This is a genomic window from Acidovorax sp. SDU_ACID1, assembly GCF_045291395.1.
Classification (GTDB): domain Bacteria; phylum Pseudomonadota; class Gammaproteobacteria; order Burkholderiales; family Burkholderiaceae_C; genus MR-S7.
The window spans coordinates 3,139,133-3,164,688 of record NZ_CP152342.1; the positions used below are offsets into that span (position 1 = coordinate 3,139,133).

Below are 25,556 nucleotides of genomic sequence, written 5' to 3' on the forward strand. Positions count from 1 at the left end.
CTAGAATCGTGCTTCGTTTTTTCGTCACCGTACCGTCTGGAGATTTCCGCATGACCGCATTCGTCGAGGCTGCCTCGCCCCACGTGATGAACACCTATGGCCGCGTGCCCATCGCGCTGGAGCGCGGCCAGGGCTGCCGCGTGTGGGACGTGAACGGCAAGGAGTACCTCGACGGACTCGGTGGCATCGCCGTGAACACGCTCGGCCACAACCATCCCAAGCTGGTGCCCGCGCTGCAGGACCAGCTAGCCAAGCTGATCCACACCTCCAACTACTACCACGTGCCGGGGCAGGAGCAGCTCGCCGCCAAGCTCGTGGAGCTGTCGGGCATGCAGAACGTGTTCTTCTGCAATTCCGGCCTGGAGGCCAACGAAGCCGCACTCAAGATCGCGCGCAAGTACGGCGTGGACAAGGGCATCGCCAAGCCCGAGATCGTGGTCTATGAAAAGGCGTTCCACGGCCGCTCGATCGCCACCATGTCGGCCACGGGCAACCCCAAGATCTACAGCGGCTTCGGCCCCCTGGTCGAAGGCTTCATCCGCGTGCCGCTCAACGACATCGAGGCCATCAGGAAAGCCACCGAAGGCAACCCCAACGTCGTGGCGGTGTTCTTTGAAACCATCCAGGGCGAAGGCGGCATCAACCCCATGCGCGTGGAATACCTGCAGCAGCTGCGCACGCTGTGCGACGAGCGCGGCTGGCTCATGATGATCGACGAAGTGCAATGCGGCGTGGGCCGCACCGGCAAATGGTTCGCGCACCAATGGGCCGGCATCGTGCCCGACGTGATGCCCCTGGCCAAGGGCCTGGGCTCGGGCGTGCCGATCGGCGCCGTCGTGGCCGGCCCGAAGGCCGCCGACGTGCTCCAGCCCGGCAACCACGGCACCACCTTCGGCGGCAACCCGCTGGCCATGCGGGCGGGCGTGGAGACCCTGCGCATCATGGAAGAAGAGGGCCTGCTGGCCAACGCCGCGAAGGTGGGGGACCACCTGAAGGCCGCGTTGCAGCGCGAGCTGGGCAGCCTGCCCGGCGTGAAGGACATCCGCGGCCAGGGCCTGATGCTGGGCATCGAGCTGGACAAGCCCTGCGGCGCCCTGATCGGCCGCGCAGCCGAAGCGGGCCTGCTGCTCTCGGTCACGGCCGACAGCGTGATCCGCCTGGTGCCGCCGCTGATACTGACGACCGCCGAGGCCGACGAGATCGTCGCCAAGCTGACCCCGCTGGTCAAAGCCATCCTGGCCGAATGAAGACAATCGACCCCGTATGAAGCACTACCTGCAATTCAGCGACTTCACCGCCGACGAATACCACTACCTGTTCTCGCGCGCCGCCATCATCAAGGGCAAGTTCAAGAGCTACGAGAAGCACCACCCGCTCTCCGACCGCACGCTGGCCATGATCTTCGAGAAGGCCAGCACGCGCACGCGCGTGAGCTTCGAGGCGGGCATGTACCAGCTCGGCGGCTCGGTGGTGCACCTGACCACGGGCGACAGCCAGCTCGGCCGCGCCGAGCCCATCGAGGACAGCGCGCGTGTCATCAGCCGCATGGTGGACCTGGTGATGATCCGCACCTTCGGCCAGGAGAAGATCGAGCGCTTCGCCGAGTTCTCGCGCGTGCCGGTCATCAACGGCCTGACCAACGAGTTCCACCCCTGCCAGATCCTGGCCGACCTGTTCACCTACATCGAGCACCGCGGCTCCATCGCCGGAAAGACCGTGGCGTGGGTGGGCGACGGCAACAACATGGCCAACACCTGGCTGCAGGCCGCCGACCTGCTGGGCTTCACGGTGCACGTGAGCACGCCCGGCGGCTACGAGGTTCATGAAAAGCTCGCCTTCGGCGGCCGCATGCCGCGCGGGGGCTGCTACAAGGTCTTCAAGGACCCGCTGGAAGCCTGCAAGGACGCCGACCTGGTGACCACCGACGTGTGGACCAGCATGGGCTACGAGGCCGAGAACGAGGCCCGCCGCAAGGCCTTCACCGACTGGTGCGTGGACGCCGAGATGATGGCCGCGGCGCGCCCCGACGCCCTGTTCATGCACTGCCTGCCCGCGCACCGCGGCGAGGAAGTGATGGCCGACGTGATCGACGGCCCCCAGTCCGTCGTCTGGGACGAGGCGGAAAACAGGATGCACGTGCAAAAGGCACTCATGGAGTACCTTTTGCTCGGCCGCATATAAGCCCCTTCCCACACCCTTCCCATGCTGGCCCCGGCGCAACCCCACCCCACGCGCCCGGGCCACCCGCCCCGCCCCGACCGCCAGCGCCTGCGCGCGCCTGAGCTGCACGCCGCCGCGCGGCGCATGGCGGCGCGCGTGCATGCGCTGCAGGTGCGCATCCACACCTTCTACCTGAAGTTCCTCCAGGGCCACACCTAGCGCCCGGTTCAGCCGCGGCATGCCCTTTGCGCATGCCTCCATCGCCCCTTTTTCCGGCCGCCCTCCGCCCTGCGCGGAGCGCGGCCCGTTGCCGATGCGCCTGAATCCCGAGGAACCCGCATGCCCGAACCCGTCCACCCCTGCCTGCACTGCGGCGCGTGCTGCCAGAACTACCGCGTGGAGTTCTCCGTCTACGAACTGCAGTCCATGGGCGGCACCGTGCCCGATGCCCTGGTCCACGAGGCGGGCGGCAACCGCTGCCGCATGAACGGCACCGAGCGCCACCCCGTGCGCTGCGTGGCGCTGGCCGACCTGGGCGGAGGCTGCATCGGCTGCGGCATCTACGCTGCGCGCCCCCGCACTTGCCGCGACTTTCCGTTCGCCTCCTACGGTTGCCACGACACGCGCGCCAAGCTCGGCCTGCCCGCGCTGGCGGAGGACGAAGTGGAGCGGTGGCGGGACGCCGCCTGACGCGGACGCTCGGTTCTATGAAAAAAGGAGCTGCCCGCGCTTGTCAGATACTGGTTTCATCATGGAAATCATCTGAAAACCATATATAGCAAGCGCAAGCAGCTCCTTTTTGGCAGCAGCAGCTACGGCTTGCGCGGCGGTGCGCAGCGCTCGCCACCGCAGGCATTGCAGCCGCCGCAGCCCGGCTTGGCCGCCGGCCCCAGGGCCGGGTGCACGCTGGCCGCCCGCGCCCGACAGCGCTGGGGCAGGAAGCGCCACAGCAGCGCGATGGCCGCCACGGCGACGATGGCGCCGGTAAGGATCTCTTGCCACATAGCCGTTGCTCCTTTCCCCGCTCAGCCGCCGCCCAGGGCGACGGCCACGCGGTAGGTGATGAAACTGGCCAGGTACGCCAGCGCGAACAGGTAGGCCGTCATGACGAGCGGCCAGCGCCAGCCGTTGGTCTCGCGCCGCACGGCGGCGATGGTGGAGATGCATTGCGGCGCGAAGATGAACCACACCAGCAGCGACAGCGCCGTGGCCAGCGACCACTGGCTGGCCAGCAGCGGGGCGAGCTGCTCGGCCGTCTCGTCGGCCGACGCGGCGATGGCGTACACCGTGCCCAGCGCGCTCACCGCCACCTCGCGCGCGGCCATGCCAGGCACCAGCGCGATGCTGATCTGCCAGTTGAAGCCGATGGGCGCGAAGACCACCGCCAGCGCCGCGCCGAGACGGCCCGCGAAGCTGTATTCGATGGCCGGGCCCGTGGCGCCCACGGGCGGCGCGGGGTAGGTGGACAGGAACCACAGCAGCACCGTCACCGTGAGGATGATGCCGCCCACCCGGCGCAGGAAGATCAGCGCGCGCTCCCACAGCCCCAGCAGCAGGTTGCGCGGGCTGGGCCAGCGGTAGGCCGGCAGCTCCATGAGCAACGGCGCGGCGGCGCCGCCGCGGCGAGCGAGCTTGGCCACGGCCGCCACGGCCATGGCGCTCAGGATGCCGCCCAGGTACAGCGCGAACAGCACCACGCCCTGCAGGTTGAACACGCCGGCCACGGTGCGCTCGGGGATGAAGGCCGCGATCAGCAGCGCATACACCGGCAGGCGGGCCGAGCAGGTCATGAGCGGCGCGATCATGATGGTCACCAGCCGGTCGCGCCAGTCAGGAATGGAGCGCGTGGCCATGATGCCCGGCACGGCGCAGGCGAAGCTCGACAGCAGCGGGATGAACGAGCGCCCGGACAGCCCCACCGTGCCCATGAGGCGGTCCAGCAGGAACGCTGCGCGCGGCAGGTAGCCCGATTCCTCCAGCGCCAGGATGAACAGGAACAGGATCAGGATCTGCGGCAGGAACACCACCACGCCGCCCACGCCGGCGATCAGCCCCTCGGTGAGCAGCCCGCGCAGCGGCCCCTCGGCCATGTGGGCATTGAGCCACTGCGCGCCGGCGGCCGTGGCACCCTCGATCCAGCCCATGGGCACCTCGGCCCAGCTGAAGACGGCCTGGAACATGAGGAACAGCGTCACCGCCAGCAGCAGCGTGCCCCACAGCGGGTGCAGCACCACGGCGTCGATGCGGTCGTCGCGCTGCAGGCGCACCTGGGGCTCGCGCACGGCCAGGTCCATGATGCGGCGCACCTCCTGGTGCAGCTGCTCCACGCGCTGGGTCCGGTCGTCCTCCAGCGCGTTGAGCGCGGGCCGGGCCTGCGGCTGCACGGCCGGCGCTGCGGCGGCGACGGGCTGCGCCGTGTCCAGCCACTGCAGCAGCTCGCGCGCGCCGTCCAGGCGCACGCCCACCGTGCCGACCACGGGCATGCCCAGCTCGCGCGCCAGCACCGCGCGGTCGATCTCGATGCCCTGGCGCTGCGCCATGTCGCTCATGTTCAACACCAGCACCATGGGCAGACCCAGGGCGCGCGCCTCCAGCACCAGGCGCAGGTTCAAGCGCAGGTGGGTGGCGTCGGTCACACAGACCAGCAGCTCGGGCACGGGCTCGCCCGCGCGGCGGCCGGTAATCACGTCGCGCGTCACCGCCTCGTCCAGGCTCTGGGCATGCAGGCTGTAGGAGCCCGGCAGGTCCAGCACGCGCACGCGGCGCCCGCCCGGCGTGGTCAGGTGGCCCTCCTTGCGCTCGACGGTGACGCCGGCATAGTTGGCCACCTTCTGGCGCGCGCCGGTCAGCAGGTTGAACAGTGCCGTCTTGCCGCAGTTGGGGTTGCCCAGCAGGGCGACATGCAAAGGCTGCGCGCTCATGCGCCTGCCCCCGCCGCGTCCACGCGCACTTGCACCAGCGCGGCCTCGTGCCGGCGCAGCGCGAACGTGGCCTGGCCCACGCGCACGGCCAGCGGATCGGCCGACGGGAAGCCGCTGGCGATCACGCGCACGGGCTCGCCGGGCAGAAAACCGATCTCCATCAGCCGCAGCACCATGGCGCGCACGCTGTCGTGCCCGCCTTCGGCGAGGCCGGCCACCGTGGCAGGCACTCCCCTGGGCAAGGCGTCCAGGCCCATGGCCTGCGAACTGGCGGCACCGTCGCGCGGTTGATTCATGTGGAAACTCGTGGATTTATGAATAGGATTAATTCTCATTTTACAAGCGGGTGTTTCCCCAGGGGCTGACCGAAATCAGAGACCCGCCGCCCGAGTGCACCATCGCCGGTGCCCGCACAATGCGCCCGAGCCCTCCCCTCTTCCAGCGATGACCCACCCCTGCCTGACCTGCGGCGCCTGCTGCGCGAGCTTTCGCGTCGACTTCTCCGTCCACGAAACCCAGGAATACGGCGGCGACGTGCCCGACGGCCTGGCCGTGGAGGTGAACGCAGGCCTGCGCCGCATGCGCGGCACCGACCACGCATCGCCGCGCTGCGCCGCGCTCACGGGGCGGGTGGGCGAGCGCGCGGCCTGCGGCATCTATGAGTGGCGCCCTTCGCCGTGCCGCGAGTTCGAGGCCGGCAGCGACGCCTGCCAGCGCGCACGCCGGCGCCACGGGCTGCCGGTATTTCAGGAGTGATTTCGCCCTCCAGCGCTTGACTGGCAAGCGCCAGCAGCTCCTTTATCCATAGCGTTGCAGATAACCGACACCACGGCGCCACCAGCGCGCTAAGGTCGGCGGCCATGCATCGCGCCCCTGCTACCGCCCGCCCTCTGTGGGACATTTCCCCGCCCGTGCACGCGGGCAGCCCGGTCTTTCCCGGCGACACGCCCTACCAGGCGCAGTGGACTGCCACCATCGCCCCCGGCTGCCCGGTCAACGTGAGCGCCCTCACCCTCTCGCCCCACGTGGGCGCGCACGCCGACGCGCCGCTGCACTACGACCCGGCGGGCGAGGCCATCGGCGCGGTGCCGCTGGAGCCGTTCCTGGGCCCGTGCCGCGTGGTCCATGCCATCGGCTGCGGGCCGCTCGTCGAATGGCGCCACATCGCCCACGCCGTGCAGGGCCTGCCTCCGCGCGTGCTGGTGCGCACCTATGCGCGCATGCCCGTGGACCGCTGGGACGCCGGCCTCGCCGCCTATGCGCCCGAAACGGTGGAGCGGCTGGCCGATCTGGGCGTGATGCTCATCGGCATCGACACCGCGAGCATCGACCCGGCCGACAGCAAGGCGCTGCCCAGCCACCAGGTGATCCGCCGGCGCGGCCTGCGCGTGCTGGAGAACCTGGTGCTCGACGCGGTGCCCGAGGGCGACTACGAACTCATCGCGCTGCCGCTCAAGCTGACCACCGCCGACGCCTCGCCGGTGCGCGCTGTGCTGCGGGCGCTGTAACCCGTTTCAAGCCAAAAACGGCTCCAGCGCTTACCCAGCAAGCGCAAGCAGCTATCAAAAAGGAACACCATGACCACTTTGCAAGACTGCCAGGCCCTGGACGCGCAGGACACGCTGCGCCCGCTGCGCGAGCGCTTCGTGCTGCCGGACGGCGTGATCTACCTGGACGGCAATTCGCTGGGCGCCAGCCCCCGGGCGGCTGCGACGCGCGCGGCCGAGATCGTGCAGCAGGAGTGGGGCCAGGGCCTGATCCGATCGTGGAACAGCGCCGGCTGGATCGAACTGCCCCGGCGCCTGGGCGACCAGTTCGCGCCCTGGATCGGCGCGGGGCCGGGGGAAGTGGTGTTCACCGACACCACCTCCATCAACCTCTACAAGGTGCTGACGGCCGCCGCCCGCATCGTGCGCGAGGACGCGCCGGGCCGCAGGAAGCTCATCAGCGAGCGCAGCAACTTCCCGACCGACCTCTACATCGCCCAGTCCGTGTGCCAGGAATACGGGCTGGAGCTGGTGCTGCTCGAACCGGAGGAGATCGACGGCGCGCTGCGGGACGACGTGGCCATCTGCATGCTCACCCACGTGAACTACCGCACCGGCGCCATGCACGACATGGCCGCCGTCACGGCCGCCGCGCATGCGCAGGGCATCGTCTGCGTCTGGGACCTGTGCCACAGCGCGGGCGCCGTGCCCGTGGACCTGCACGGCGCCGGCGCCGACTTCGCCGTGGGCTGCAGCTACAAGTACCTCAACGGCGGGCCCGGCGCGCCGGCCTTCGTGTGGGCGCACCCGCGCCTCATCGACCGCTTCTGGCAGCCGCTCGCGGGCTGGTTCGGCCATGCCGAGCCCTTCCGGTTCGAGCCTGGCTACCACCCGGCCCAGGGCATCCAGCGCTACCTGTGCGGTACCCAGCCCATGGTCAGCATGGGCGTGCTGCAGTGCGGGCTGGATGTCTATACCGAAGCCGAGCAGTTCGGCGGCATGGCCGCGCTGCGCGCCAAGTCGCTGGCGCTGACCGACCTGTTCATCCGCCTGGTGGAAGAAACCTGCCAGGGCCACGGCCTGGGCCTCGCCACGCCGCGCGCGCGCGCAGCGCGGCTCGCAGGTGTGCCTGACGCAGGGCGACGGCGCCTACGCCATCGTGCAGGCGCTGATCGCGCGCGGCGTGATCGGCGACTTCCGCAAGGGCGATGGCGGCGCGGGGCCGCACAAGGACATCCTGCGCTTCGGCTTCACGCCGCTCTACACCGGCTTCGAAGACGTGTGGCACGCCGTGCGGCACCTGCGCGAGGTGCTGGAGAGCGGCGAGTGGCGCAGCCCCGTGTTCCACCAGATCAACGCAGTGACATGAATCCCACCAACGAATCCATCGTGCGTGCGGAAGGCGCGCAGCTCGACTTCAGCCGCAGCATGAGCTATGGCGACTATCTGCAGCTCGACGCCATCCTGGGCGCGCAAAAGCCCCTGTCGCCCGCGCACGACGAGATGCTGTTCATCGTGCAGCACCAGACCAGCGAGCTGTGGATGAAGCTCATGCTGCACGAGCTGCACGCCGCCATCGCCCACGTGGCGCGGGACGACCTGCAGCCAGCGTTCAAGATGCTCGCGCGCGTGTCCAAGATCATGGAGCAGCTCGTGCACGCCTGGGACGTGCTGGCCACCATGACGCCGCCCGAATACACGGCCATGCGGCCCTTCCTGGGCCAGTCCAGCGGCTTCCAGAGCTACCAGTACCGCTGCATCGAATTCGCCATGGGCAACAAGAACGCGGCCATGCTGCGTCCCCATGCCCATCGCGCCGACCTGCTGGCGCAGGTGCAGGCCGCGTACGAGGCGCCTTCGCTGTACGACGAGGCCCTGCGCCTGCTGGCGCGCCGGGGCCTCGGCGTGCCCGCCAGCCACCTGCAGCGCGACTTCACCCAGCCCTACGAGGCCAGCGACGCGGTGGAGCAGGCCTGGCTGGCCGTGTACCGCGACCCGAAGCGGCACTGGGACCTGTACCAGCTCGGCGAGGAGCTGGCCGACCTGGAGGATGCCTTCCGCCTCTGGCGCTTCCGCCACGTGACGACGGTCGAGCGCGTGATCGGCTTCAAGCGCGGCACCGGCGGCACCGGCGGCGTGAGCTACCTGCGCAAGATGCTCGACGTGGTGCTGTTCCCCGAGATCTGGCGGCTGCGCACGGCGCTGTGACGCCCGGCGGGGCGGGAAGGCTCCGCCCCGCCGGGGCTTGCAGGATCACTCCTTCACGGTGGCCGTGCGGTAGTCGGCGTTGCCGGTGATCTCCGCCTCGGTGAACGGCACGCGCAGCCACTGCCCGGCGCTGTAGGCCTTGGTGTAGTCGCCATGGTGCGGCGAGGCCGGGTCGTCCGACAGCGAGAAGGTCAGGAAGGTGTGCGCCTGCACGCCGCTGGCCGAGAAGCTCACCACCTGCATGTAGCTGTTGCTGGCGTTGGGCTGTCCGTCCATGCTGTAGCCGCCCTGGGTGATGTCGTTCTCCGAGCAGGTGATGGTGAAGTAGCCCATCGCGCCGCAGCCGCCATACAGGGGCAGCCGGGTGCCGCCCCGCGTGGCGTACAGCACTTCGCCGCGCGGCGCATCCAGCGCGTAGCCGCTCTGCCCCACCCGGGCGATGGCCGTGGCCATGGCCTGGCGCAGCGCGTCGGCCGCTGCGGCGTTGATGCCGCGCGGCGTGTTCAGCGGGTCGGCCGCGCTGAACGGCACCGTGAACAGGCTGGCGGTGGGCACGCGGCTCCAAAACTCGTCCCACAGGTGCGAGCCCCTGGAGTCCTTGCGCCCACGGTTGTCCCATGCGGCCAGCACGGCGCAGGCCTGGGCGGCGTCCACCGCAGCGCCGTTCACCGTCCATTGCGCGGGCGTGCAGATCAGGTCCAGCACCTCGTCCTTGAAGCGCTCGGCCGAGAACACGCGGCTGCCCAGCACCATCTCGCGCACGACGGCGCTGGTGGCCTTGTTGCCCGCATAGCCGTCGGTGCCTGCGAGCCGCTCCAGCGCCATGGTGTGGCCCATGCGCGTGCGCAGGGTCTGCGCGCTGGTGCCGGCCGGGCCGAAGATGGCCGGATAGCCCGTGAGCGGCGCATGCACGTTGGCCAGCCAGTAGCTGTCGTTCATGTTGCCCACGTAGTCGTCGCGCTGCAGGCTGGGCATGCGCGACACGCCCACCGCGCCCTTCTGCACCGAGTCGGCGTCGGTGAGCCAGTCGCACTCGCTGCGCGAGCCGTCGAAGAACGGCACGTTGGGCAGCGCCTGGCCCACGGCCATGCCGAACGGCGTGGTGCAGGCCGCCGTCTGCGCGGGCGACACGTTGGGCACGGCGCCGATGTCGGCGTACCAGGCCTTGGCGCTGCCCCGACCCACGGCCACGGTGTTGACCCAGGGGATCGACGCCTCTTCCTTCTGGATGGCGATGAACTCGTCCAGCGACTTGGCCTGGTTCCAGCGCATCCAGGTGCGCAGCGTGCGGAAGTTCTCGCCGTTGATGTCGCGGATGGCGAAGGCCATGCCCTGGCTCCAGGCGAGCGCGGGGTTCAGGCCCGCCAGGTTCACGAGCGGGCCGTATTCGGAGTGGTAGAGCGTGCGCGTCACGTCGCTCACCGAGCCATCGGCATTGCGGCTGGGCACGGTGATGGTGGCAGGCTTCATCTTCACCGGCACGCCGTCGCGCAGGTAGCTCGTGGGCTCGCCCTGCACGAGCGACAGCTGGAAGAAGCCAAAGCGCCGCGCCGTGGACACCGTGTGGCTCCAGGCCACGCTGTCGTTGAAGCCGATCTGGATCACCGGCAGGCCGAGGAAGGACACACCGCTCACGTTCGCCTCCCCGTCGATGGTGAGCTGCGCCTGGTAGAAGCGGTCCGGTCCCTTCCAGTACCAGTGCGGGTTGCCGAACAGCACGCCGCTGCCTTCGCCCGTGGCCGCCGTGCCGAAGCCGTACATGTTGCTGCCCACGCCCAGCTCGCCGCCCACCTGCAGGCTCGGCGCACGCGTGCGGCCCGGCTCGAAGGCGGCGGGCTCCTGCGCGCCGGCCTTGGCCTGCGGCGGCTGCGCATTGGCGATGGCCTCCGCAAAGTTGCTGTAGCCGCCCGCCAGGTTGGCGGCATAGATGCGGCGCCACACGTCGCGCGCGGTGATGGGCTGCACCCAGGCCTCGCTGCGACAGGCCGCATGGGCCGAGCCGCCGGCCTTGGCTTCGCGCACGTAGCGGTTGTAGCCCGCAGCGAAGCCCTCCACCATCTGCAGCAGCTTGGCCGGCTGCGCCGCCATCGTGCGGTCCACCGCCTCGTCGGAGATGACGTGGCGGTGGAAGAAGTCGGAGTCGATGTTGCGCGGCCGCCCCAGCGTGCTGTTGTAGACCAGTTGCGCGCTGCCGCCGAGGTGGCGCGAGCGCTCGCCGCGGTAGGTGAGGAACGAGTCGGCCATGGTGCACAGGTTGTCCTGCGCCTGCACGTAGCCGAAGCCGTAGCCGGCGCTGCCCCAGTTGCCGGCCTTGATGTGCGGCACGCCCATGGTGGTGCGGCGGATCTCGGCGCTGTAGGTGCTGCCATCGCCCCCGCCGCTGCCTCCGCAGGCTGCGAGTGCCGCCACGGCGGCCAGGGTCAGCACGGAACGCGGCCATGCGCCGCGGTGGATGCTCTCTCTCATGCGTTGTCTCCTGTCGTTATCGCCCCCGGGTCCGCTGCGGCGCAGCGGCGGGCATGCACAGGATAGACGCTATCGTGGTCCTAGGGCCTCAGTCGTTCTCGACGTAGAGCTCGAAGCACTCCTTGAGCCGGTGCTCCCAGGCGCGCTTGTCGGCCTGCGGCGCGAAGCTGGCCTCGAAGCTGTTGAAGGCGAGCTGGTAGGCATCGCGCGCGGTGAGCTGCGGCACCGCGGCGAAGGTCTGCGTGAGGTTGGCGTTGAGGTAGCCGCCGAAGTAGGCCGGATCGTCCGAGTTCACCGTCGCCGCCAGGCCCGCCTGCAGCAGCTGCTTGAGGTTGTGGTCCTCCAGGCGCGGGAACACGCGCAGCTTCAGGTTGGACAGCGGGCACACGGTGAGCGCGATGCGCTCCTCGGCCAGGCGGCGCATCAGCGCCGCGTCGTGCACCGCCTGTACACCATGGTCGATGCGCTCGGCCTTGAGCACGTCCAGCGCACTCCAGATGTAGGCCGGCGGCCCCTCCTCGCCCGCATGGGCCACCACGTGCAGGCCCAGCTCGCGGCAGCGCGCGAACACGCGCGCGAACTTCTCGGGCGGATGGCCGACCTCGCTGCTGTCCAGCCCCACGCCGACGATGCGGTCGAGCAGCGGCTGGGCCTGCTCCAGCGTGGCGAAGGCGTCTTCCTCGCTCAGGTGGCGCAGGAAGCACAGGATCAGCGACGCTGAAATGCCCTGCGCGGCCCGTGCGTCGGTGCAGGCGCGGTGCAGGCCGTTCACCACGGTTTCCATCGCCACGCCGCGCGCGGTGTGCGTCTGCGGGTCGAAGAAGATTTCGGCGTGCGCCACGTTGTCAGCCGCTGCCCGCGCAAGGTAGGCGCGGGCCATGTCGTAGAAGTCCTGCTCGTGCAGCAGAACGCTGGCGCCCGCGTAGTAGATGTCCAGGAAGCTCTGCAGGTCGGTGAAGGCATATGCCCGGCGCAGGGCCTCCACGCTGGCATAGGGCAGCGCCACGCCGTTGCGCGCGGCCAGCGCGAAGATCATCTCGGGCTCCAGCGAGCCCTCGATGTGGATGTGCAGCTCGGCCTTGGGCATGGCGGCCAGCAGGCCCGGCAGGCGTTCGGGGGCGATGGGCGGGACCTTGTACATCAGCAGACTCCGAAGGTGATGCCGCTGGCCTGGAGGTAGCGGCGGTAGGCCGAGGATGCCTTGTCGGCGGCGGTGTGCAGTTCCGCCCGCAGGTCGAGCGGCAGGCGCCCGGGCCTTTGCGATTCGAGCACCGGCTGGTCCTGCGTGAAGATGGTGTGCTGGAAGGCGCGCAGCTTCTCGTCGGGCGCGTCGAAGTCGGCCACGGCCAGGCGGAACCACACGCGGCTCGCCTCCTGCGCGAGGGGGCAGATGTAGAGCGCGATGGACTCGCGCCAGCCCTGCACGGCGGTGGTGCCCGCCTCGGGCACCTTGGTGAGCACGGCCGCGTAGGGCCCCGTCACCTCGTATTCGTACTCCACCTGCGCGGGCGCCGTGGAATGCAGATTGGACTGCGGCTGCCAGGCCTTGCAGCCCGTGGCGCGCAGGCCGGTGGGCGTGCGCTCCACGCGGTAGTCCTCGATGGCCGCGGCCTCGCGCGCGCCCAGCCAGCCCTCGTGCACGAAGCCGAAGTGCGACATGTCGAGGAAGTTCTCCACGATGCGCGGCGCGCTCGCCGCCACGTCGTAGGGGCCGCACAGGAGCTTGCGCAGGTGCGCATCGTCCTCCGCCGCGAAGGCGGGCAGCGGCGCATCTCCCGCCTCCAGCCGCACCCATGCGAGGCCGTGGGCCTCGCGCACTTCGTAGTGGCGGGCGCAGTGCGTGGCCGGCGGCGTGAAATGCGGCAGTGCAGGCACGTGCACGCACTGGCCGTTCGCGGCGAACTGCCAGCCGTGGTAGGGGCACTCGAGCCGGCCGCCGTGCACACGGCCCAGCGAGAGGCGCGCGCCGCGGTGCGGGCACTGGTCGGCAAAGGCCTGCAGGCGGCCATCGGCGTCGCGCCAGAGCACGATGTCGCGCTCCAGCAGGCGCGCGGCCCAAGGGGCCTGGGCTATGTCCTGCACCGCGGCGACGGGGTGCCAGAGGGTGGCTTCGATCATGGGTGTGGTGTGCGTATCGTGGGGGCCGCACCCGGCCTTGCCGGGGCTGCCGGCAAGGATAAACGCAAGCGCCGTTCCATGCGCCTGCAGACCACCCTCAGACCATCACGTAGAGCTTGCGTACCGCCTCGCGGATCTCCCATACACCCCGCGTATCGGGCGGGAAGAACAGCGTATCGCCCGCACGGAACTCCACCGGTTCCGCACCCGCGGCCTCGGGCAGGAAGCAGCCCGCACCCGCGAGGATGTGCATGACCTCGCCCGAGGCCACCTGGCGCTGGAAGCGGCCCGGCGAACACTCCCACAGCCCGGTCTCGGTGCCGGGGCGCTGCGGGATGGCCACGTCCAGCCCGCGCAGGGCGCAGGCGGGCGCGCTCAGCGGTACGGCGACGGTGCCGTGGTCCTGCAGGTCAGGCGCGGTGGCGCTCTGCCGGATGATCTGGATACCCATGGTGCGACTCCTTGGAAAGGGAAACGGGAACGGTGCATGGCACGCACCATGCAGGTGCAGGTGCAGGAGCTGCGCTAGGCCAGCGCGCGCACCGAATTGCTCAGCGAGCGGGCGCAGGCCAGCAGCGCGGGGCCCAGGCGGCTTTCGGCCTCCTCGGGCGTCCAGCGGCTCGTGGGCGCCACGATGTGCACGGCCGCCACGGGCCGGCCATGGCTGCCGATCACCGGGGCGCCGAGCGTCATGTCGCCCAGGAACAACTCTTCGCGGTTGATGGCGTAGCCGCGCTGGCGCGCCTGGCCCAGCTCGGCCAGGATGGCGGCCTCGTCGGTGAGGGTATGGCGGGTGTGGGCCACGCGCTCGCTGGCGCGCAGCAGCGCCAGCGCCTCGGCGTCCGGCAGCGCGCTGAGCCAGGCGCGCCCCGAACCTGTGCAGTACATCGGGATGCGGCTGCCGATGGGCATGTGCACGGGCACGAACTGGGCGCTGATGAAGCGCGCCACGTAGACCATGTCCAGCCCGTCGGGCTCGGTGAGGCAAGTGGTCTCGGTCGTCACGTTGGTGAGTTCCGACAGGTAAGGGTTGGCCAGGTCGATCAGCGGGTTGGCCGCGAGGTAGTTGAAGCCGATGCGCATGACGCGCGGCGTGAGCTGGTAGCGCCGCGTCTGCGGGTGCTTGCGCACGAAGCCGAGCTGCTCGAGCGTGAACACCATGCGCTGCGCCGAACTCTTGCTGATGCCCGCGGCAGCCGCCACGTCGGCCAGCGTCATGCTGCGCCGCTGCGCGCTGAAGGCGCAGAGCACGGCCAGCCCTTTTTCCAGCGACTGGTTGAACAGGGGGTTGGTGTCCTCATCGGGCGGGGCGGGCATGTCCATGGGAATGAAGTATAGCTTTTCCTCCTTGAAATATCGAATATCGATTCGATTGAATCTTTTAGTGGTTTGAATCTATTCATTAAAGATTCATTGAAATCGATCATTGGCACCGTTCTTGCAAAGCCAGGAAAGCGCAAATGCACCCGGGCGCCATAGCCCGGGCGCGCCGCGCGGCCCATCCCTTCACTTGCCACAAGGAGCCATCCATGCACCGCTTCACCCGCCGCCACCTCCACCGCATCGCCATGGGCCTGTGCGCCGCCGGCGCCGTCACGCTGGCCGCGGCGCAGGGCGCCGCACCCGCCTCCTACAACGTGGGGGCCACGGCGACGGGCATCCCGTTCACCTTCCTCGACGTGAAGACCAACAGCATCCAGGGAATGATGGTGGACACCGCGCAGGCGGTGGCCAAGGCGGGCGGCTTCCAGGTCCAGATCCAGCAGACCGTGTTCTCTGCGCTGATCCCCTCGCTCACCTCGAACAAGATCGACATCGTCTCGGCCGCCATGCTCAAGACCCCGGCGCGCGAGCAGGTGGTGGACTTCAGCGACCCCGTCTATTCGTATGGCGAGGGCCTGATCGTGAAGGCCGACGACGCCAAGGCCTACGCCTCGCTCGACGACCTCAAGGGCGAGATCGTCGGTGCCCAGGTGGGCACGGTGTTCATCGACATGCTGCAGAAGAAGGGCATCTTCAAGGAGGTGCGCAGCTACGACTCGGTTGCCGACATGACGCGCGACCTCGCGCTCGGCCGCATTAAGGCCGGCCTGGGCGACCAGCCCATCATCGCCTACCAGATCCGCCAGAACACCTTCCAGGGCGTGAAGCTGGCCGAAGGCTACAAGCCCTCGAACGTGGGTGACGTGTGCCTCGTGGTGCGCAAGGGCGACACGGCCACGCGCGAGCGCCTGAACAAGGCCATCGCCGCGATCAAGGCCGACGGCACGCTGGCAGCCATCGTGAAGAAATGGGGAATCTGAGACGCCATGCAAGGCTTCATCCAACACGCGCGCGAGTTCCTGCCCATCCTGCTGCAGGGGGCGGTGGTCACGGTGCAGGTCACCGTGCTGTCGTTCCTGCTGTCCAGCGTGATCGGGCTGGTGCTGGCACTGGGCAAGCTCTCGCCGGTGCGCGCGATCTCGGTGTGCGCATCCACCGTGATCAACGTGATCCGGGGGCTGCCCATCATCGTGCAGCTCTTCTACATCTACTTCGTGCTGCCGGAAATCGGCATCCAGCTCACGGCCTTCCAGGCCGGGGTGATCGGGCTGGGCATCGCCTACTCGGCCTACCAGGCCGAGAACTTCCGCGCCGGCATCGAGGCCGTGGACCCGGGCCAGCGCGAGGCGGCGCTGGCCATGGGCATGCGGCCCGCGCTGCTGATGCGCCGCGTGACCCTGCCGCAGGCCTTCCGCATCGCACTGCCGCCCTACGGCAACACGCTGGTGATGATGCTCAAGGACTCGTCGCTGGTCTCCACCATCACCGTGGCCGAGATGACGCGCGCGGGCCAGCTCATCGCCTCGTCCACCTTCCAGAACATGACCGTGTACACCCTGGTCGCCCTGCTCTACCTCGCGATGAGCCTGCCGCTGGTCTGGGGCCTGCGGCGGCTGGAGCACCGCTTCGGCGCGGGGAGGAAGACGCCATGATCGAGATCGACCGCCTCGAAAAGGCCTACGGCGACCACCGCGTGCTGCAGGGCGTGAGCCTGCGCGTGGAGCGCGGCCAGGTGGTGTGCCTGATCGGCCCCTCGGGCTCGGGCAAGTCCACGGTCCTGCGCTGCATCAACGGCCTGGAGTCCTACCAGGGCGGCGAGGTGCGCGCCTTCGGCGAGCGCGTGGACAACCGCGCGCCTTCCATCCACAAGCTGCGCAGCCGCATGGGCATGGTGTTTCAGCGCTTCAACCTGTTCCCGCACCGCACGGTGGTCGAGAACGTGATGGAAGGCCCTGTCTACGTGAAGGGCGAAACGCCCGACAAGGCCCGCGCCGAGGCGCTGGAGCTGCTGCGCAAGGTGGGCCTGGCAGACAAGGCCCAGGCCTGGCCTGCGCAGCTTTCCGGCGGCCAGCAGCAACGCGTGGCCATCGCGCGGGCGCTCGCAATGAAGCCCGAGGCCATGCTGTTCGACGAGCCCACCTCGGCGCTCGACCCGGAGCTCGTGGGCGACGTGCTGGAGGTCATGCGCCAGCTCGCCGACGAAGGCATGACCATGATCGTGGTGACGCACGAGATGGGCTTCGCGCGCGAGGTGGCCGACCGCGTGTGCTTCCTGCACAGCGGCAGCATCGTCGAGGAAGGGCCCGCCGCGCAGGTGCTCGGCGCACCCAGCCATGCGCGCACGCAGGACTTCCTGCGCCGCGTGCTGCACGCCCCGGCAGGAGGTGCCGCATGAGCGCCCGCCCGATAGCCTCGCACCCCGCGGCCCCTTCGCTGTGGGCGGCCACGGCACCACCCGCGCCCGACACGCCCGCGCTGGATGCCCCGCTCTCCGCCGACGTGCTCGTCATCGGCGCGGGCTACACCGGCCTGTCGGCCGCGCTGCACCTGGCCGAGAGCGGCGCGCGTGTGTGCGTGCTCGACGCGCACGCACCCGGCTGGGGCGCCTCGGGGCGCAACGGCGGGCAGGTCAACCCCACGCTCAAGCACGACCCCGACGATCTCGTGCGCCTCTACGGCGCCGAGCATGCCGAGCCGCTGATCGACGCCGTGTCCCGCTCGGCGGACCTGGTGTTCGAGCTCATCGCGCGCCACGCCATCGACTGCGCCCCGGTGCGCGCGGGCTGGCTGCAGGTGGGCTATACGCAGCAGGCCGTGGACGGCATGCATGCACGCGCCCGGCAGTGGGAGCGGCGCGGCGTGCGCGTGGAGATGCTCGACCGCGCCGCCGCCGCCGCGCGCATCGGCACGCCGGCCTTCGCGGGCGGCTGGCTCGACGGGCGCGCAGGCGGCATCCAGCCGCTGGCCTACGTGCGCGGCCTCGTGCGCACTGCCCAGGGCCTGGGCGTACAGGTGCACGGCGGCTCGCCCGTGGTATCGCTGGAGCGTCAGGGCACGCACTGGGTCGCCATCACGGCGCAAGGCCACCGCGTACGGGCGCAGCAGGTGGTGCTGGGCACCAACGGCTATACCGACGGCCTGTGGCCGGGGCTGGCGCGCACGGTGCTCGCCGCCAACAGCTTCATCGTGGCGACGAAGCCGCTGGGCGCGGCGGGCGCGGACATCCTGCCCGGCGGCGAGACAGGCTCGACCTCGCAGCGGCTGCTGCTGTACTTCCGCAAGGACGCGCAGGGCCGGCTGCTGATGGGCGGCCGCGGCCACTTCGCCGACCCGCAGGGGCCGCAGGACTTCGCGCACCTCGAACGCGCGCTGGCGCTGATGTTCCCGCAGCTCGGCCCCGTGGAATACGAGTACCGCTGGGCCGGGCGCATCGCCGTCACGCGCGACTTCATGCCCCACCTGCACCAGCCCGCGCCGGGCATCACCATGGCGCTGGGCTACAACGGGCGCGGCATCGCCATGGCGACGAGTCTGGGCAGGCACGTGGCGGCCCTGGTGGCGGGCGGGCCGGCATCGGCATGCCCCTTCCCGGTCACGCCGCTGCAGCCCATTCCTCTGCACGGGCTGCAGCGCTTCTACATCGCTGCCGGCGTGGCCTGGTACAGCCTGCTGGACCGGATCGGCGCATGAAAAAGGCCGCCCAAGACGGGCGGCCTTTGGCAGCAAAGCCCTGCGGCTTATTTCTTGTCGCTGCCCGGCACCTTGCCTTCCACGCCCTGGACGTAGAAGTTGATGCCGGTGAGGAATTTGTCGTCGGCCGCCGCGTCCTTCTCCAGCACGGATTTGCCGGCGTTGTCCACGATCGGGCCCTTCCAGATCACGAAGCTGCCGTCCTTCAGGCCGGCCTTCGCCTCTTCGACCTTGGACTTGATCTCGGCAGGCACGTCCTCGGCGATGGAGACGAGGTCGATCGCACCTTCCTTCACGCCCCACCAGCTCTGACCCGTGGCCCAGGTGCCGTCGAGCACGTCCTTGGTGGCCTTGATGTAGTACGGCGCCCAGTTGATGACGGCCGAGCCCAGGTGGGCCTTGGGGCCGTAGGCGGTCATGTCCGAATCCCAGCCGAAGGCGCGCTTGCCCTTTTCCTCAGCGGTCTTGAGCACGGCGGGCGAGTCGGTGTTCTGGAACAGCACGTCGGCGCCGCCGTTGATGAGCGACGTGGCGGCCTCGGTCTCCTTAGGCGGGCTGAACCATTCGTTGACCCACACGACCTTGGTCTTGATCTTGGGGTTCACGCTCTGCGCGCCCAGCGTGAAGCTGTTGATGTTGCGGATCACCTCGGGAATCGGCACCGAGCCGACCACGCCCAGCGTGCCCGTCTTGGTCATGCCACCGGCGATGATGCCCGCGAGGTATGCACCCTCGTAGGTGCGGCTGTCGTAGGTGCGCACGTTCTCGCTGGTCTTGTAGCCGGTGGCGTGCTCGAACTTCACGTCCTTGAATTCGCCGCCCAGCTTCTGCATCACGTCCATGTAGCCGAAGGTGGTGCCGAAGACCAGCTTGTTGCCCTGCGTGACCATGTCGCGCAGCACGCGCTCGGCGTCGGGGCCCTCGGGCACGCTTTCGACGTAGCTGGTCTGGATCTTGTCGCCGAACTCGGCTTCGAGCTTCTTGCGCGCCTGGTCGTGCGCGAAGGACCAGCCGCCGTCGCCCACGGGGCCGACGTAGGCGAAGCTGATCTTCAGCGGCTCGGGCTTGGCCGCAGGCGCAGCGGCCGGTGCCGGCTCGGCCGGAGCGGCGGGCGCCGGCTCTTCCTTCTTGCCGCAGCCCACGAGGGCCGCGGCGGCGACGGCCGACAGCGCGGCCATCTGGAGCAGGGAGCGTTTGTGCAAATCAGTCATGGGTTTCCTTCGGGAAATGAAGAGGAGGAGCAGCCAGGCGCGGCGCCGGACTGCCTATGCTTACACAAAATCCGTGCCTACTTGCCCTCGGCGCCCGGCACCTTGCCTTCGACACCGGCGACGTAGAAGTTGATGCCGGTGAGGAACGGCAGATCGGCCACCTGGCCCGCGGCCAGCAGCTCCTTGCCGGTGTTGTCCTTGATGGGACCGGCCCAGACGGCGAAGCTGCCGTCCTTCAGGCCCGCGCGGGCCTTCTCGACGCGGTCCTTGATTTCCTGGGGCACGTCGTCGGCGATCTTCAGTAGGTCGATCGCGCCTTCCTTCACGCCCCACCAGAAGTTGCCGCCCTGCCAGTTGCCCGCGAGCGTGTCCTCGACCACCTTGGAGTAGTACGGCGTCCAGTCGACCACGGCCGAGCCCAGGTGAGCCTTGGGCGCGAAGGCGCTCATGTCGCCGTCCTTGCCGAAGGCGCGGGCGCCGCGTTCCTCGGCCGTCTTGAGCACGGCGGGCGAGTTGGTGTTCTGGTACATCACGTCCACGCCGCCGTTGATCAGCGAGGTGGCGGCCTCAGCCTCCTTGGGCGGGCTGAACCATTCGTTCACCCAGACCACCTTGGCCTTGATGGACGGGTCCACGCTCTGCGCGCCGAGCACGAAGCTGTTGATGTTGCGCACCACTTCGGGGATCGGCACCGAAGCCACCACGCCCACGGTCTTGGTCTTGGTCATGCCGCCCGCGACGATGCCGGCGAGGTAGGCTCCCTCGAAGGTTTTGGTGTCGTAGGTCGCCACGTTGGCGGCCTGCTTGTAGCCCGTGGCGTGCTCGAACTTCACGTCCGGCAGGTCGGCCGCCACCTTCTGCACGTATTCCTGGAAGCCGAAGCTGGTCGCAAAGATCAGCTTGTTGCCCTGGCCGGCCATGTCGCGCAGCACGCGCTCGGCGTCGGCGCTCTCGGGCACGCTCTCGACGAAGGAGGTTTCCACCTTGCCTGCGAACTTCTCCTGGATGGCCTTGCGGCCCAGGTCGTGCTGGAAGGTCCAGCCGCCGTCGCCGATGGGGCTCACGTACATAAAGCCGATCTTGAGCTTGTCCGCCGCGGGCGCGGCAGCCGGGGCCGGCGCCGCAGCGGGTGCAGGCGCCTCCTCCTTCTTGCCGCAGGCGGCCAGCGTGGCCAGCGTCACGGCCGACAGGGCCACGGCCTTCAACAGGGAGCGTTTGTTCAGTGCATTCATTGGAAGTTCTTCGGAAGGAATGGAAAACGAAAAAACTAGCTGCCGGGATAGAACGGCTTGCCCAGCGAGGCCGGCATGTTCGCACGGATCCAGGCCGGGTTGCGCGAGATGAGCGCCAGCACCACGATGGTGGCCACGTAGGGCAGCATGGACAGCAGCTGGCTCGCCACCTGCACGCCCGTGGCCTGCAGGTGGAACTGCAGCATGGTCACGCCGCCGAACAGGTACGCGCCCAGCAGCACGCGCGCCGGCCGCCAGGTGGCGAAGGTGGTGAGCGCCAGCGCGATCCAGCCGCGCCCGGCCACCATGCCCTCCACCCACAGCGGCGTGTACACCGTGGAGACGTAGGCGCCCGCCAGCCCGCAGAGCGCGCCGCCGGCCATCACCGCAGCGAGGCGGATGCGGCGCACCGGGTAGCCCAGCGCGTGGGCCGACTCGGGCGACTCGCCCACCGAACGCAGCACCAGCCCCGCACGCGTGCGGTAGAGGAACCAGACCATGAGCAGCGCCAGCACCACGGTGAGGTAGACCAGCGGGTGCTGGCGGAACAGCGCCTGCCCCACCACGGGCAGGTCGCCCAGCGCCGGCCAGGAGAACTTGGGCGTCTCGGGCAGCTTGGCCTGCACGTAGCTGATGCCCGCGAAGGCCGAGAACCCGACGCCGAACAGCGACAGCGCCAGCCCCGTGGCGTACTGGTTGGTGTTGAACCAGATCACCAGCACCCCGAAGATGGCCGCCAGCAGCGCCCCGGCGGCCATGCCGGCCAGCAGCCCCAGGAAGAAGCTGCCCGTGTGCACCACCGTAGCGAAGGCCGCGATGGCCGCGCAGAGCATCATGCCCTCGGCGCCCAGGTTGACGATGCCTGCCTTCTCGTTGATGAGCAGGCCCAGCGCTGCGATGGCCAGCACCGTGCCGGCGCTCAGCGTGCTGCCCAGCAGCAATGCGTACGATTCCATCAGCGGGCTCCCCTCGGATCAGTCTTCGCGCCCACCCAGCGCACGCGGTAGGCGATCAGCGTGTCGCACGCCAGCAGCGTGAACAGCAGCAGCCCCTGGAAAACGCCCGTGAGCGACTTGGGCAGCCCCAGGCGCGACTGCGCCAGTTCGCCGCCGATGTAGAACATGCTCATGAGCAGCGCCGAGAACACCATGCCCACCGGGTGCAGCCGCCCCACGAAGGCCACGATGATGGCCGCGAAGCCGTAGCCCGCCGGCACGTAGGGCGTGAGCTGGCCGATGGGCCCGGCCACCTCCAGCGCACCGGCCAGGCCCGCCGCGCCGCCGGAGATGAGCAGCGCGCTCCACAGCGCCCGGCGGCTGGAAAAGCCCGCGTAGCGCGCCGCGGCCGGCGCCAGCCCGCCCACCTGCAGGGCGAAGCCCGCGCGGGTGCGGAACAGGAACACCCACAGCAGCGCCGCGCCGATGAGCGCCAGCGGCAGCCCGATGGTCACGCGCGAGCCGGTGAACAGCTTGGGCATCTGCGTCACCCGCTCGAACATCTTGGTCTGCGGGAAATTGAAGCCCATCGGGTCCTTCCAAGGTCCGTAGACCAGGTAGCCCAGCACCAGCGTGGCCACGTAGACCAGCATCAGGCTCACCAGGATCTCGTTGGCGTTGAAGCGGTCGCGCAGCAGCGCCGTGATGCCGGCCCACGCCATGCCGCCCAGCACGCCGGCCAGCAGGATGGCGCCGATGATCCACGGCCCCGTGGTCTTGTCCGCCAGCAGCGCCATGCCGCCGGCCGCCACCGCGCCGATGACGAACTGCCCCTCGGCGCCGATGTTCCAGACGTTGGAGCGGAAGCACACGGCCAGCCCCAGCGCGATGAGCAGCAGCGGCGTGGCCTTCACGGCCAGCTCGCCCAGCGCGTACTGCGACTTGACGGGCTCCCAGAAGAACACCTGCAGCCCGCGTACCGGGTCCTTGCCCAGCACCGCGAAGAGCAGCACGCCGATCAGCACCGTGATCGCCAGCGCCAGCAGCGGCGATCCATACGTCCACAGCCGCGAGGCCTGGGGGCGCGCCTCAAGCTTGAGCATGGTCCACCTCCTGCTGTGCCAGATGGGCCTGCACGTCGGCATGCCACAGCCCGCTCATCCATTCGCCGATGCGCGCCACCGTGGCCTCTGCGCGCGGCACGGAGGGCGACAGGCGCCCCTTGGCCAGCACGTAGAGGCGGTCGGAGATCTCGAACAGCTCATCCAGCTCCTCGCTCACCACCAGCACCGCGCAACCCGCGTCGCGCATCTCCAGCAGCGCCCCGCGGATCTGCGCGGCGGCGCCCACGTCCACGCCCCAGGTGGGCTGGGAGACGATGAACAGCTTGGGCCGCGCACCAATCTCGCGCCCCACGATGAATTTCTGCAGGTTGCCGCCCGAGAGCGACTTGGCCGCCGCATCCGGGCCGCCCGCCTTGACCTGGAAGCGCTCGATGATCCCGCGCGCCTGCGCCTGCAGCTGGCGCATGCGCAGCCAGCCGCCGGGGCCCACGGCGTCGCCGCGCGTGAGCAGCAGGTTGTGCGCCAGGCCCATCGACGGCACGGCGCCGCGGCCCAGACGCTCCTCGGGCACGAAGTGCAGGCCCAGCGCGCGGCGCTGGCGCGGCCCCAAGCGCTCGGCGTTCTGCCCGCCGATCTGCACCATGCCGGGCGCGGCACGCGTGTCCTCGCCCGAAAGCGCGTAGAGCAACTCCTTCTGTCCGTTGCCCGAGATGCCCGCGATGCCCACGACCTCGCCCGCGCGCACTTCCAGGTCGATGTCGTACAGGTCCACGCCGAACTGGTCCACGCGCGGCAGGCTGAGCGCCTGCGTGCGCAGCACCGTGGCGCCCGCGCTGGATTCGCGGTGCGCCAGCGCCGGCGGCTCGGCGCCGATCATCAGCCGCGAGAGCGAAGCGTTGGATTCCTCGCGCGGGTCGCACACGCCCGTCACGCGGCCCGCGCGCACCACCGTGCAGGCGGTGCACAGCGCGCGGATCTCGTGCAGCTTGTGGCTGATGTAGAGGATGCTGCAGCCCTCGCCGGCGAGCTTGCGCAGCACCACGAAAAGCTTTTCCACCGCCTGGGGCGTGAGCACCGAGGTGGGCTCGTCCAGGATCAGCAGCTTCGGGTCGGTCAGCAGCGCGCGGATGATCTCCACGCGCTGCATCTCGCCCACGCTCAGGGTGTAGACGGGGCGCGCGGGGTCCACGTCCAGCCCGTACTGCGCGGCCGTGGCGGTGATGCGGCGCGCCACCTCGGCCAGTTGCAGGCTCTTGTCCAGGCCCAGCCACACGTTCTCGGCCACGGTCAGCGTGTCGAACAGGCTGAAGTGCTGGAACACCATGGCGATGCCCAGCGCGCGCGCCTCCTGCGGGTTGCGCACCTGCACCGGCTTGCCGTCGAAGTGCATGTGGCCCTCGTCGGGCTTGACGGCGCCGTAGATGATCTTCATCAGCGTGGACTTGCCGGCGCCGTTCTCGCCCAGCACCGCATGCACCTCGCCGGGCTGCACGGTGAGCGAGATGCCGTCGTTGGCCACCACGGCCGGGTATCTCTTGGTAATGCCCGCCAGCTGCAGCCGCGGCGGCGCGCCGGAAGCGGGAGGAGATGTGGGGTTCATGCCTGCGATTGTCTCCTAAATCCGTGGTAGTTTTTTGGGTGAAATTGGCATCCAACGCTTATCCGACAAGCTCAACCAGCTACTCTTTTCGTAGCGACGAGGCCACCGACCGGATGCACTCGCGCAGCCACATGCCCGCCGCCGAATGGTGCGAGCGCGCATGCCAGAGCTGGTAATAAAGCAGGCGGGGGAATTCGACGGGGCTGGGCAGCACGACCAGCGGCAGGCGCTCTGCGAAGCGCTCGCAGAACTGGCGCCCCGTGGTCAGCACCAGCAGGCTGCCCGCCACCATGGAGGGAATCAGGCTGAAGTGCGCGCAGCGCACCGTGATGTTGCGCGCCAGGCCCTGGCCGTCCAGGTGCGCGTCGATCACCCCGCGCGCGCCGGGGTGCGTGGGCGTGGGCGCGATGTGCTCGGCCGCCAGCCATTCCTCGGGCGTCCAGCCGCGGCGCACGGCCGGGTGCTCTCGGCTGACCAGACACACCACCTCGTCGCCGAACAGCCGCCCCAGGTGCAGTTCGCCCGGCGGCTGGGGCCAGTTGCCGATGACCACGTCCGCCTCGCCCTGGGCCAGGTGGGCGTGGTAGTGGGCATCGGCCGACAGCGGCAATATCTCCACCGGGCACAGCGGCGCCTCGGTCTTGATGCGCGAGACCAGGCGGGGCAGGAACAGCGGGTCCAGGTAGTCGCTGGCGGCCACGCGGAAGGTGCGCGTGCCCGTGCGCGGGTCGAACCCGCGCGCGTCGGAAAACAGCCCCTCGGCCGCGCGCAGGATGCTGGCAGCCGGCTCCACCATGCGCAGGGCGGCGTCGGTGGGCAGCATGCCCGCGCCCGAGCGCACCAGCAGCGGATCGCCCGAGAGGTCGCGCAGCCGCTTGAGCGCGCTCGACACCGCCGGCTGGTGCATGCCCAGCCGGATGGCGGCCCTCGATACGCTGCGTTCGGTCAACACGGTGTGCAATACCCTGATGAGATGAAGGTCGATCTTGTCGAAAAGCGCTTGGTCTCTCATATGCGGGGGGGCATGCAAGCCATATGCCGTTTGATATGCCGGATGGCGGCAGGGAGATCGTGGGGCGCCAATGTACACGCGGCATAGCGCGCGCGGCATCGGGGTTATATGCCAGGCCATATTGGAAAC

Annotated in this window: 25 protein-coding genes and 1 pseudogene; 12 read left to right on the forward strand and 14 right to left on the reverse strand. The window is 69.6% G+C overall.

All coding sequences use genetic code 11. The annotated features are described in order from the left end of the window. Positions 1-50: 50 nt before the first annotated feature. The 4 genes from AAG689_RS15405 (at position 51) to AAG689_RS15420 (ending at position 2,850) form a co-directional block, all read left to right on the forward strand. Positions 51-1,247 (forward strand): aspartate aminotransferase family protein, encoded by a 1,197-nt coding sequence (locus AAG689_RS15405; RefSeq protein ID WP_406622764.1) that lies wholly within the window; start codon positions 51-53, stop codon positions 1,245-1,247. Positions 1,248-1,263: 16 nt separating this feature from the next. Then, positions 1,264-2,181, forward strand: a complete 918-nt coding sequence (gene argF / locus AAG689_RS15410) for an ornithine carbamoyltransferase (protein WP_406622765.1) — start codon at positions 1,264-1,266, stop codon at positions 2,179-2,181. A 21-nt stretch (positions 2,182-2,202) separates the two neighbouring features. Then, on the forward strand, positions 2,203-2,379 hold the full coding sequence (locus AAG689_RS15415) for a hypothetical protein (RefSeq protein WP_020227046.1): 177 nt from the start codon (positions 2,203-2,205) through the stop codon (positions 2,377-2,379). Between the two features lie 120 nt (positions 2,380-2,499). Continuing rightward, the gene (locus AAG689_RS15420; RefSeq protein ID WP_406622766.1) at positions 2,500-2,850 is read left to right on the forward strand and encodes a YkgJ family cysteine cluster protein; all 351 of its coding nucleotides are present in this window, start codon (positions 2,500-2,502) and stop codon (positions 2,848-2,850) included. 122 nt (positions 2,851-2,972) lie between these two features. Here the strand turns inward: AAG689_RS15420 and AAG689_RS15425 are convergent, their stop codons facing one another. Genes AAG689_RS15425 through AAG689_RS15435 form a run of 3 tightly spaced genes read right to left on the reverse strand, consistent with a single transcriptional unit; the run spans position 2,973 to position 5,377 of the window. Next, positions 2,973-3,164 (reverse strand): hypothetical protein, encoded by a 192-nt coding sequence (locus tag AAG689_RS15425; RefSeq protein WP_406622767.1) that lies wholly within the window; start codon positions 3,162-3,164, stop codon positions 2,973-2,975. A 21-nt stretch (positions 3,165-3,185) separates the two neighbouring features. Further along, positions 3,186-5,081, reverse strand: coding sequence for a ferrous iron transporter B (locus AAG689_RS15430; protein WP_406622768.1), 1,896 nt, complete (start codon positions 5,079-5,081; stop codon positions 3,186-3,188). Next, positions 5,078-5,377: a ferrous iron transport protein A gene (locus AAG689_RS15435; RefSeq protein WP_406622769.1), complete on the reverse strand. Its 300-nt coding sequence runs from the start codon at positions 5,375-5,377 to the stop codon at positions 5,078-5,080. The genes AAG689_RS15430 and AAG689_RS15435 overlap by 4 nt, the downstream gene beginning before the upstream one ends. Positions 5,378-5,525: 148 nt before the next feature. On the opposite strand from AAG689_RS15435, the gene AAG689_RS15440 reads away from it, so the two are divergent. From AAG689_RS15440 to kynA, 4 genes and pseudogenes are all read left to right on the forward strand, one after another. After that, positions 5,526-5,837 (forward strand): YkgJ family cysteine cluster protein, encoded by a 312-nt coding sequence (locus AAG689_RS15440; RefSeq protein ID WP_406622770.1) that lies wholly within the window; start codon positions 5,526-5,528, stop codon positions 5,835-5,837. A 104-nt stretch (positions 5,838-5,941) separates the two neighbouring features. Then, complete coding sequence (gene kynB, locus AAG689_RS15445) at positions 5,942-6,589, forward strand: arylformamidase (protein WP_406622771.1); 648 nt, start codon at positions 5,942-5,944, stop codon at positions 6,587-6,589. Positions 6,590-6,727: 138 nt separating this feature from the next. After that, positions 6,728-7,937 (forward strand): annotated as a pseudogene (gene kynU / locus AAG689_RS15450) (kynureninase). Then, complete coding sequence (kynA, locus tag AAG689_RS15455) at positions 7,934-8,776, forward strand: tryptophan 2,3-dioxygenase (RefSeq protein WP_020227038.1); 843 nt, start codon at positions 7,934-7,936, stop codon at positions 8,774-8,776. Before kynU ends, kynA begins: the two are co-directional and overlap by 4 nt. Positions 8,777-8,821: 45 nt before the next feature. Here the strand turns inward: kynA and AAG689_RS15460 are convergent, their stop codons facing one another. The 5 genes from AAG689_RS15460 to AAG689_RS15480 all read right to left on the reverse strand — a co-directional run bounded on the left by AAG689_RS15460 (position 8,822) and on the right by AAG689_RS15480 (position 14,683). Continuing rightward, positions 8,822-11,242 carry a penicillin acylase family protein gene (locus tag AAG689_RS15460; protein ID WP_406622772.1) on the reverse strand — a complete coding sequence of 807 codons (2,421 nt, stop codon included), beginning with the start codon at positions 11,240-11,242 and terminating at the stop codon, positions 8,822-8,824. 88 nt (positions 11,243-11,330) lie between these two features. Beyond that, the gene (locus tag AAG689_RS15465) at positions 11,331-12,383 is read right to left on the reverse strand and encodes an adenosine deaminase (RefSeq protein ID WP_406622773.1); all 1,053 of its coding nucleotides are present in this window, start codon (positions 12,381-12,383) and stop codon (positions 11,331-11,333) included. Then, a complete protein-coding gene (locus AAG689_RS15470) occupies positions 12,383-13,360 on the reverse strand; it encodes a Rieske 2Fe-2S domain-containing protein (protein ID WP_406622774.1) in 978 nt (325 codons plus the stop codon). The genes AAG689_RS15465 and AAG689_RS15470 overlap by 1 nt, the downstream gene beginning before the upstream one ends. A 97-nt stretch (positions 13,361-13,457) precedes the next feature. After that, positions 13,458-13,811 carry a cupin domain-containing protein gene (locus AAG689_RS15475; protein WP_406622775.1) on the reverse strand — a complete coding sequence of 118 codons (354 nt, stop codon included), beginning with the start codon at positions 13,809-13,811 and terminating at the stop codon, positions 13,458-13,460. A 74-nt stretch (positions 13,812-13,885) separates the two neighbouring features. Beyond that, entirely contained in the window at positions 13,886-14,683 is a 798-nt protein-coding gene (locus AAG689_RS15480; RefSeq protein WP_406622776.1) for an IclR family transcriptional regulator, read from the reverse strand. Positions 14,684-14,889: 206 nt separating this feature from the next. Here AAG689_RS15480 and AAG689_RS15485 point away from each other — a divergent pair, with 206 nt between their 5' ends. Genes AAG689_RS15485 through AAG689_RS15500 form a run of 4 tightly spaced genes read left to right on the forward strand, consistent with a single transcriptional unit; the run spans position 14,890 to position 18,373 of the window. Further along, complete coding sequence (locus AAG689_RS15485; protein WP_020227032.1) at positions 14,890-15,663, forward strand: ABC transporter substrate-binding protein; 774 nt, start codon at positions 14,890-14,892, stop codon at positions 15,661-15,663. A 6-nt stretch (positions 15,664-15,669) separates the two neighbouring features. Then, entirely contained in the window at positions 15,670-16,335 is a 666-nt protein-coding gene (ehuD, locus tag AAG689_RS15490) for an ectoine/hydroxyectoine ABC transporter permease subunit EhuD (protein ID WP_406622777.1), read from the forward strand. Continuing rightward, positions 16,332-17,078, forward strand: a complete 747-nt coding sequence (locus AAG689_RS15495) for an amino acid ABC transporter ATP-binding protein (protein ID WP_020227030.1) — start codon at positions 16,332-16,334, stop codon at positions 17,076-17,078. The genes ehuD and AAG689_RS15495 overlap by 4 nt, the downstream gene beginning before the upstream one ends. Next, complete coding sequence (locus AAG689_RS15500) at positions 17,075-18,373, forward strand: NAD(P)/FAD-dependent oxidoreductase (protein ID WP_406622778.1); 1,299 nt, start codon at positions 17,075-17,077, stop codon at positions 18,371-18,373. The genes AAG689_RS15495 and AAG689_RS15500 overlap by 4 nt, the downstream gene beginning before the upstream one ends. A 47-nt stretch (positions 18,374-18,420) precedes the next feature. On the opposite strand, the gene AAG689_RS15505 is transcribed toward AAG689_RS15500, so the two are convergent. From AAG689_RS15505 to AAG689_RS15530, 6 genes are all read right to left on the reverse strand, one after another. Next, on the reverse strand, positions 18,421-19,584 hold the full coding sequence (locus AAG689_RS15505; protein ID WP_406622779.1) for a BMP family ABC transporter substrate-binding protein: 1,164 nt from the start codon (positions 19,582-19,584) through the stop codon (positions 18,421-18,423). Positions 19,585-19,661: 77 nt separating this feature from the next. Further along, positions 19,662-20,816, reverse strand: coding sequence for a BMP family ABC transporter substrate-binding protein (locus tag AAG689_RS15510; RefSeq protein WP_406622780.1), 1,155 nt, complete (start codon positions 20,814-20,816; stop codon positions 19,662-19,664). A 35-nt stretch (positions 20,817-20,851) separates the two neighbouring features. After that, positions 20,852-21,772: an ABC transporter permease gene (locus AAG689_RS15515; RefSeq protein ID WP_406622781.1), complete on the reverse strand. Its 921-nt coding sequence runs from the start codon at positions 21,770-21,772 to the stop codon at positions 20,852-20,854. After that, positions 21,772-22,854, reverse strand: a complete 1,083-nt coding sequence (locus AAG689_RS15520; RefSeq protein ID WP_406622782.1) for an ABC transporter permease — start codon at positions 22,852-22,854, stop codon at positions 21,772-21,774. Before AAG689_RS15520 ends, AAG689_RS15515 begins: the two co-directional genes overlap by 1 nt. Further along, positions 22,841-24,415, reverse strand: coding sequence for an ABC transporter ATP-binding protein (locus tag AAG689_RS15525; protein ID WP_406622783.1), 1,575 nt, complete (start codon positions 24,413-24,415; stop codon positions 22,841-22,843). Before AAG689_RS15525 ends, AAG689_RS15520 begins: the two co-directional genes overlap by 14 nt. Positions 24,416-24,494: 79 nt before the next feature. Then, positions 24,495-25,427, reverse strand: coding sequence for a LysR family transcriptional regulator (locus tag AAG689_RS15530; RefSeq protein WP_034689815.1), 933 nt, complete (start codon positions 25,425-25,427; stop codon positions 24,495-24,497). Positions 25,428-25,556 lie beyond the last annotated feature (129 nt).

What these genes read in the sequence shown, in the direction of transcription:
- AAG689_RS15525 (WP_406622783.1), bottom strand. Translation starts at nt 24,415, where the DNA reads ATGAACCCCACATCTCCTCCCGCTTCCGGCGCGCCGCCGCGGCTGCAG.
- AAG689_RS15495 (WP_020227030.1), top strand. Translation starts at nt 16,332, where the DNA reads ATGATCGAGATCGACCGCCTCGAAAAGGCCTACGGCGACCACCGCGTG.
- AAG689_RS15520 (WP_406622782.1), bottom strand. Translation starts at nt 22,854, where the DNA reads ATGCTCAAGCTTGAGGCGCGCCCCCAGGCCTCGCGGCTGTGGACGTAT.
- AAG689_RS15485 (WP_020227032.1), top strand. Translation starts at nt 14,890, where the DNA reads ATGCACCGCTTCACCCGCCGCCACCTCCACCGCATCGCCATGGGCCTG.
- AAG689_RS15500 (WP_406622778.1), top strand. Translation starts at nt 17,075, where the DNA reads ATGAGCGCCCGCCCGATAGCCTCGCACCCCGCGGCCCCTTCGCTGTGG.
- AAG689_RS15415 (WP_020227046.1), top strand. Translation starts at nt 2,203, where the DNA reads ATGCTGGCCCCGGCGCAACCCCACCCCACGCGCCCGGGCCACCCGCCC.
- AAG689_RS15505 (WP_406622779.1), bottom strand. Translation starts at nt 19,584, where the DNA reads ATGACTGATTTGCACAAACGCTCCCTGCTCCAGATGGCCGCGCTGTCG.
- AAG689_RS15480 (WP_406622776.1), bottom strand. Translation starts at nt 14,683, where the DNA reads ATGGACATGCCCGCCCCGCCCGATGAGGACACCAACCCCCTGTTCAAC.
- kynA (WP_020227038.1), top strand. Translation starts at nt 7,934, where the DNA reads ATGAATCCCACCAACGAATCCATCGTGCGTGCGGAAGGCGCGCAGCTC.
- AAG689_RS15460 (WP_406622772.1), bottom strand. Translation starts at nt 11,242, where the DNA reads ATGAGAGAGAGCATCCACCGCGGCGCATGGCCGCGTTCCGTGCTGACC.
- AAG689_RS15425 (WP_406622767.1), bottom strand. Translation starts at nt 3,164, where the DNA reads ATGTGGCAAGAGATCCTTACCGGCGCCATCGTCGCCGTGGCGGCCATC.
- AAG689_RS15435 (WP_406622769.1), bottom strand. Translation starts at nt 5,377, where the DNA reads ATGAATCAACCGCGCGACGGTGCCGCCAGTTCGCAGGCCATGGGCCTG.
- argF (WP_406622765.1), top strand. Translation starts at nt 1,264, where the DNA reads ATGAAGCACTACCTGCAATTCAGCGACTTCACCGCCGACGAATACCAC.
- AAG689_RS15515 (WP_406622781.1), bottom strand. Translation starts at nt 21,772, where the DNA reads ATGGAATCGTACGCATTGCTGCTGGGCAGCACGCTGAGCGCCGGCACG.
- AAG689_RS15510 (WP_406622780.1), bottom strand. Translation starts at nt 20,816, where the DNA reads ATGAATGCACTGAACAAACGCTCCCTGTTGAAGGCCGTGGCCCTGTCG.
- AAG689_RS15405 (WP_406622764.1), top strand. Translation starts at nt 51, where the DNA reads ATGACCGCATTCGTCGAGGCTGCCTCGCCCCACGTGATGAACACCTAT.
- AAG689_RS15530 (WP_034689815.1), bottom strand. Translation starts at nt 25,427, where the DNA reads ATGAGAGACCAAGCGCTTTTCGACAAGATCGACCTTCATCTCATCAGG.
- AAG689_RS15465 (WP_406622773.1), bottom strand. Translation starts at nt 12,383, where the DNA reads ATGTACAAGGTCCCGCCCATCGCCCCCGAACGCCTGCCGGGCCTGCTG.
- kynB (WP_406622771.1), top strand. Translation starts at nt 5,942, where the DNA reads ATGCATCGCGCCCCTGCTACCGCCCGCCCTCTGTGGGACATTTCCCCG.
- AAG689_RS15475 (WP_406622775.1), bottom strand. Translation starts at nt 13,811, where the DNA reads ATGGGTATCCAGATCATCCGGCAGAGCGCCACCGCGCCTGACCTGCAG.
- AAG689_RS15470 (WP_406622774.1), bottom strand. Translation starts at nt 13,360, where the DNA reads ATGATCGAAGCCACCCTCTGGCACCCCGTCGCCGCGGTGCAGGACATA.
- ehuD (WP_406622777.1), top strand. Translation starts at nt 15,670, where the DNA reads ATGCAAGGCTTCATCCAACACGCGCGCGAGTTCCTGCCCATCCTGCTG.
- AAG689_RS15420 (WP_406622766.1), top strand. Translation starts at nt 2,500, where the DNA reads ATGCCCGAACCCGTCCACCCCTGCCTGCACTGCGGCGCGTGCTGCCAG.
- AAG689_RS15430 (WP_406622768.1), bottom strand. Translation starts at nt 5,081, where the DNA reads ATGAGCGCGCAGCCTTTGCATGTCGCCCTGCTGGGCAACCCCAACTGC.
- AAG689_RS15440 (WP_406622770.1), top strand. Translation starts at nt 5,526, where the DNA reads ATGACCCACCCCTGCCTGACCTGCGGCGCCTGCTGCGCGAGCTTTCGC.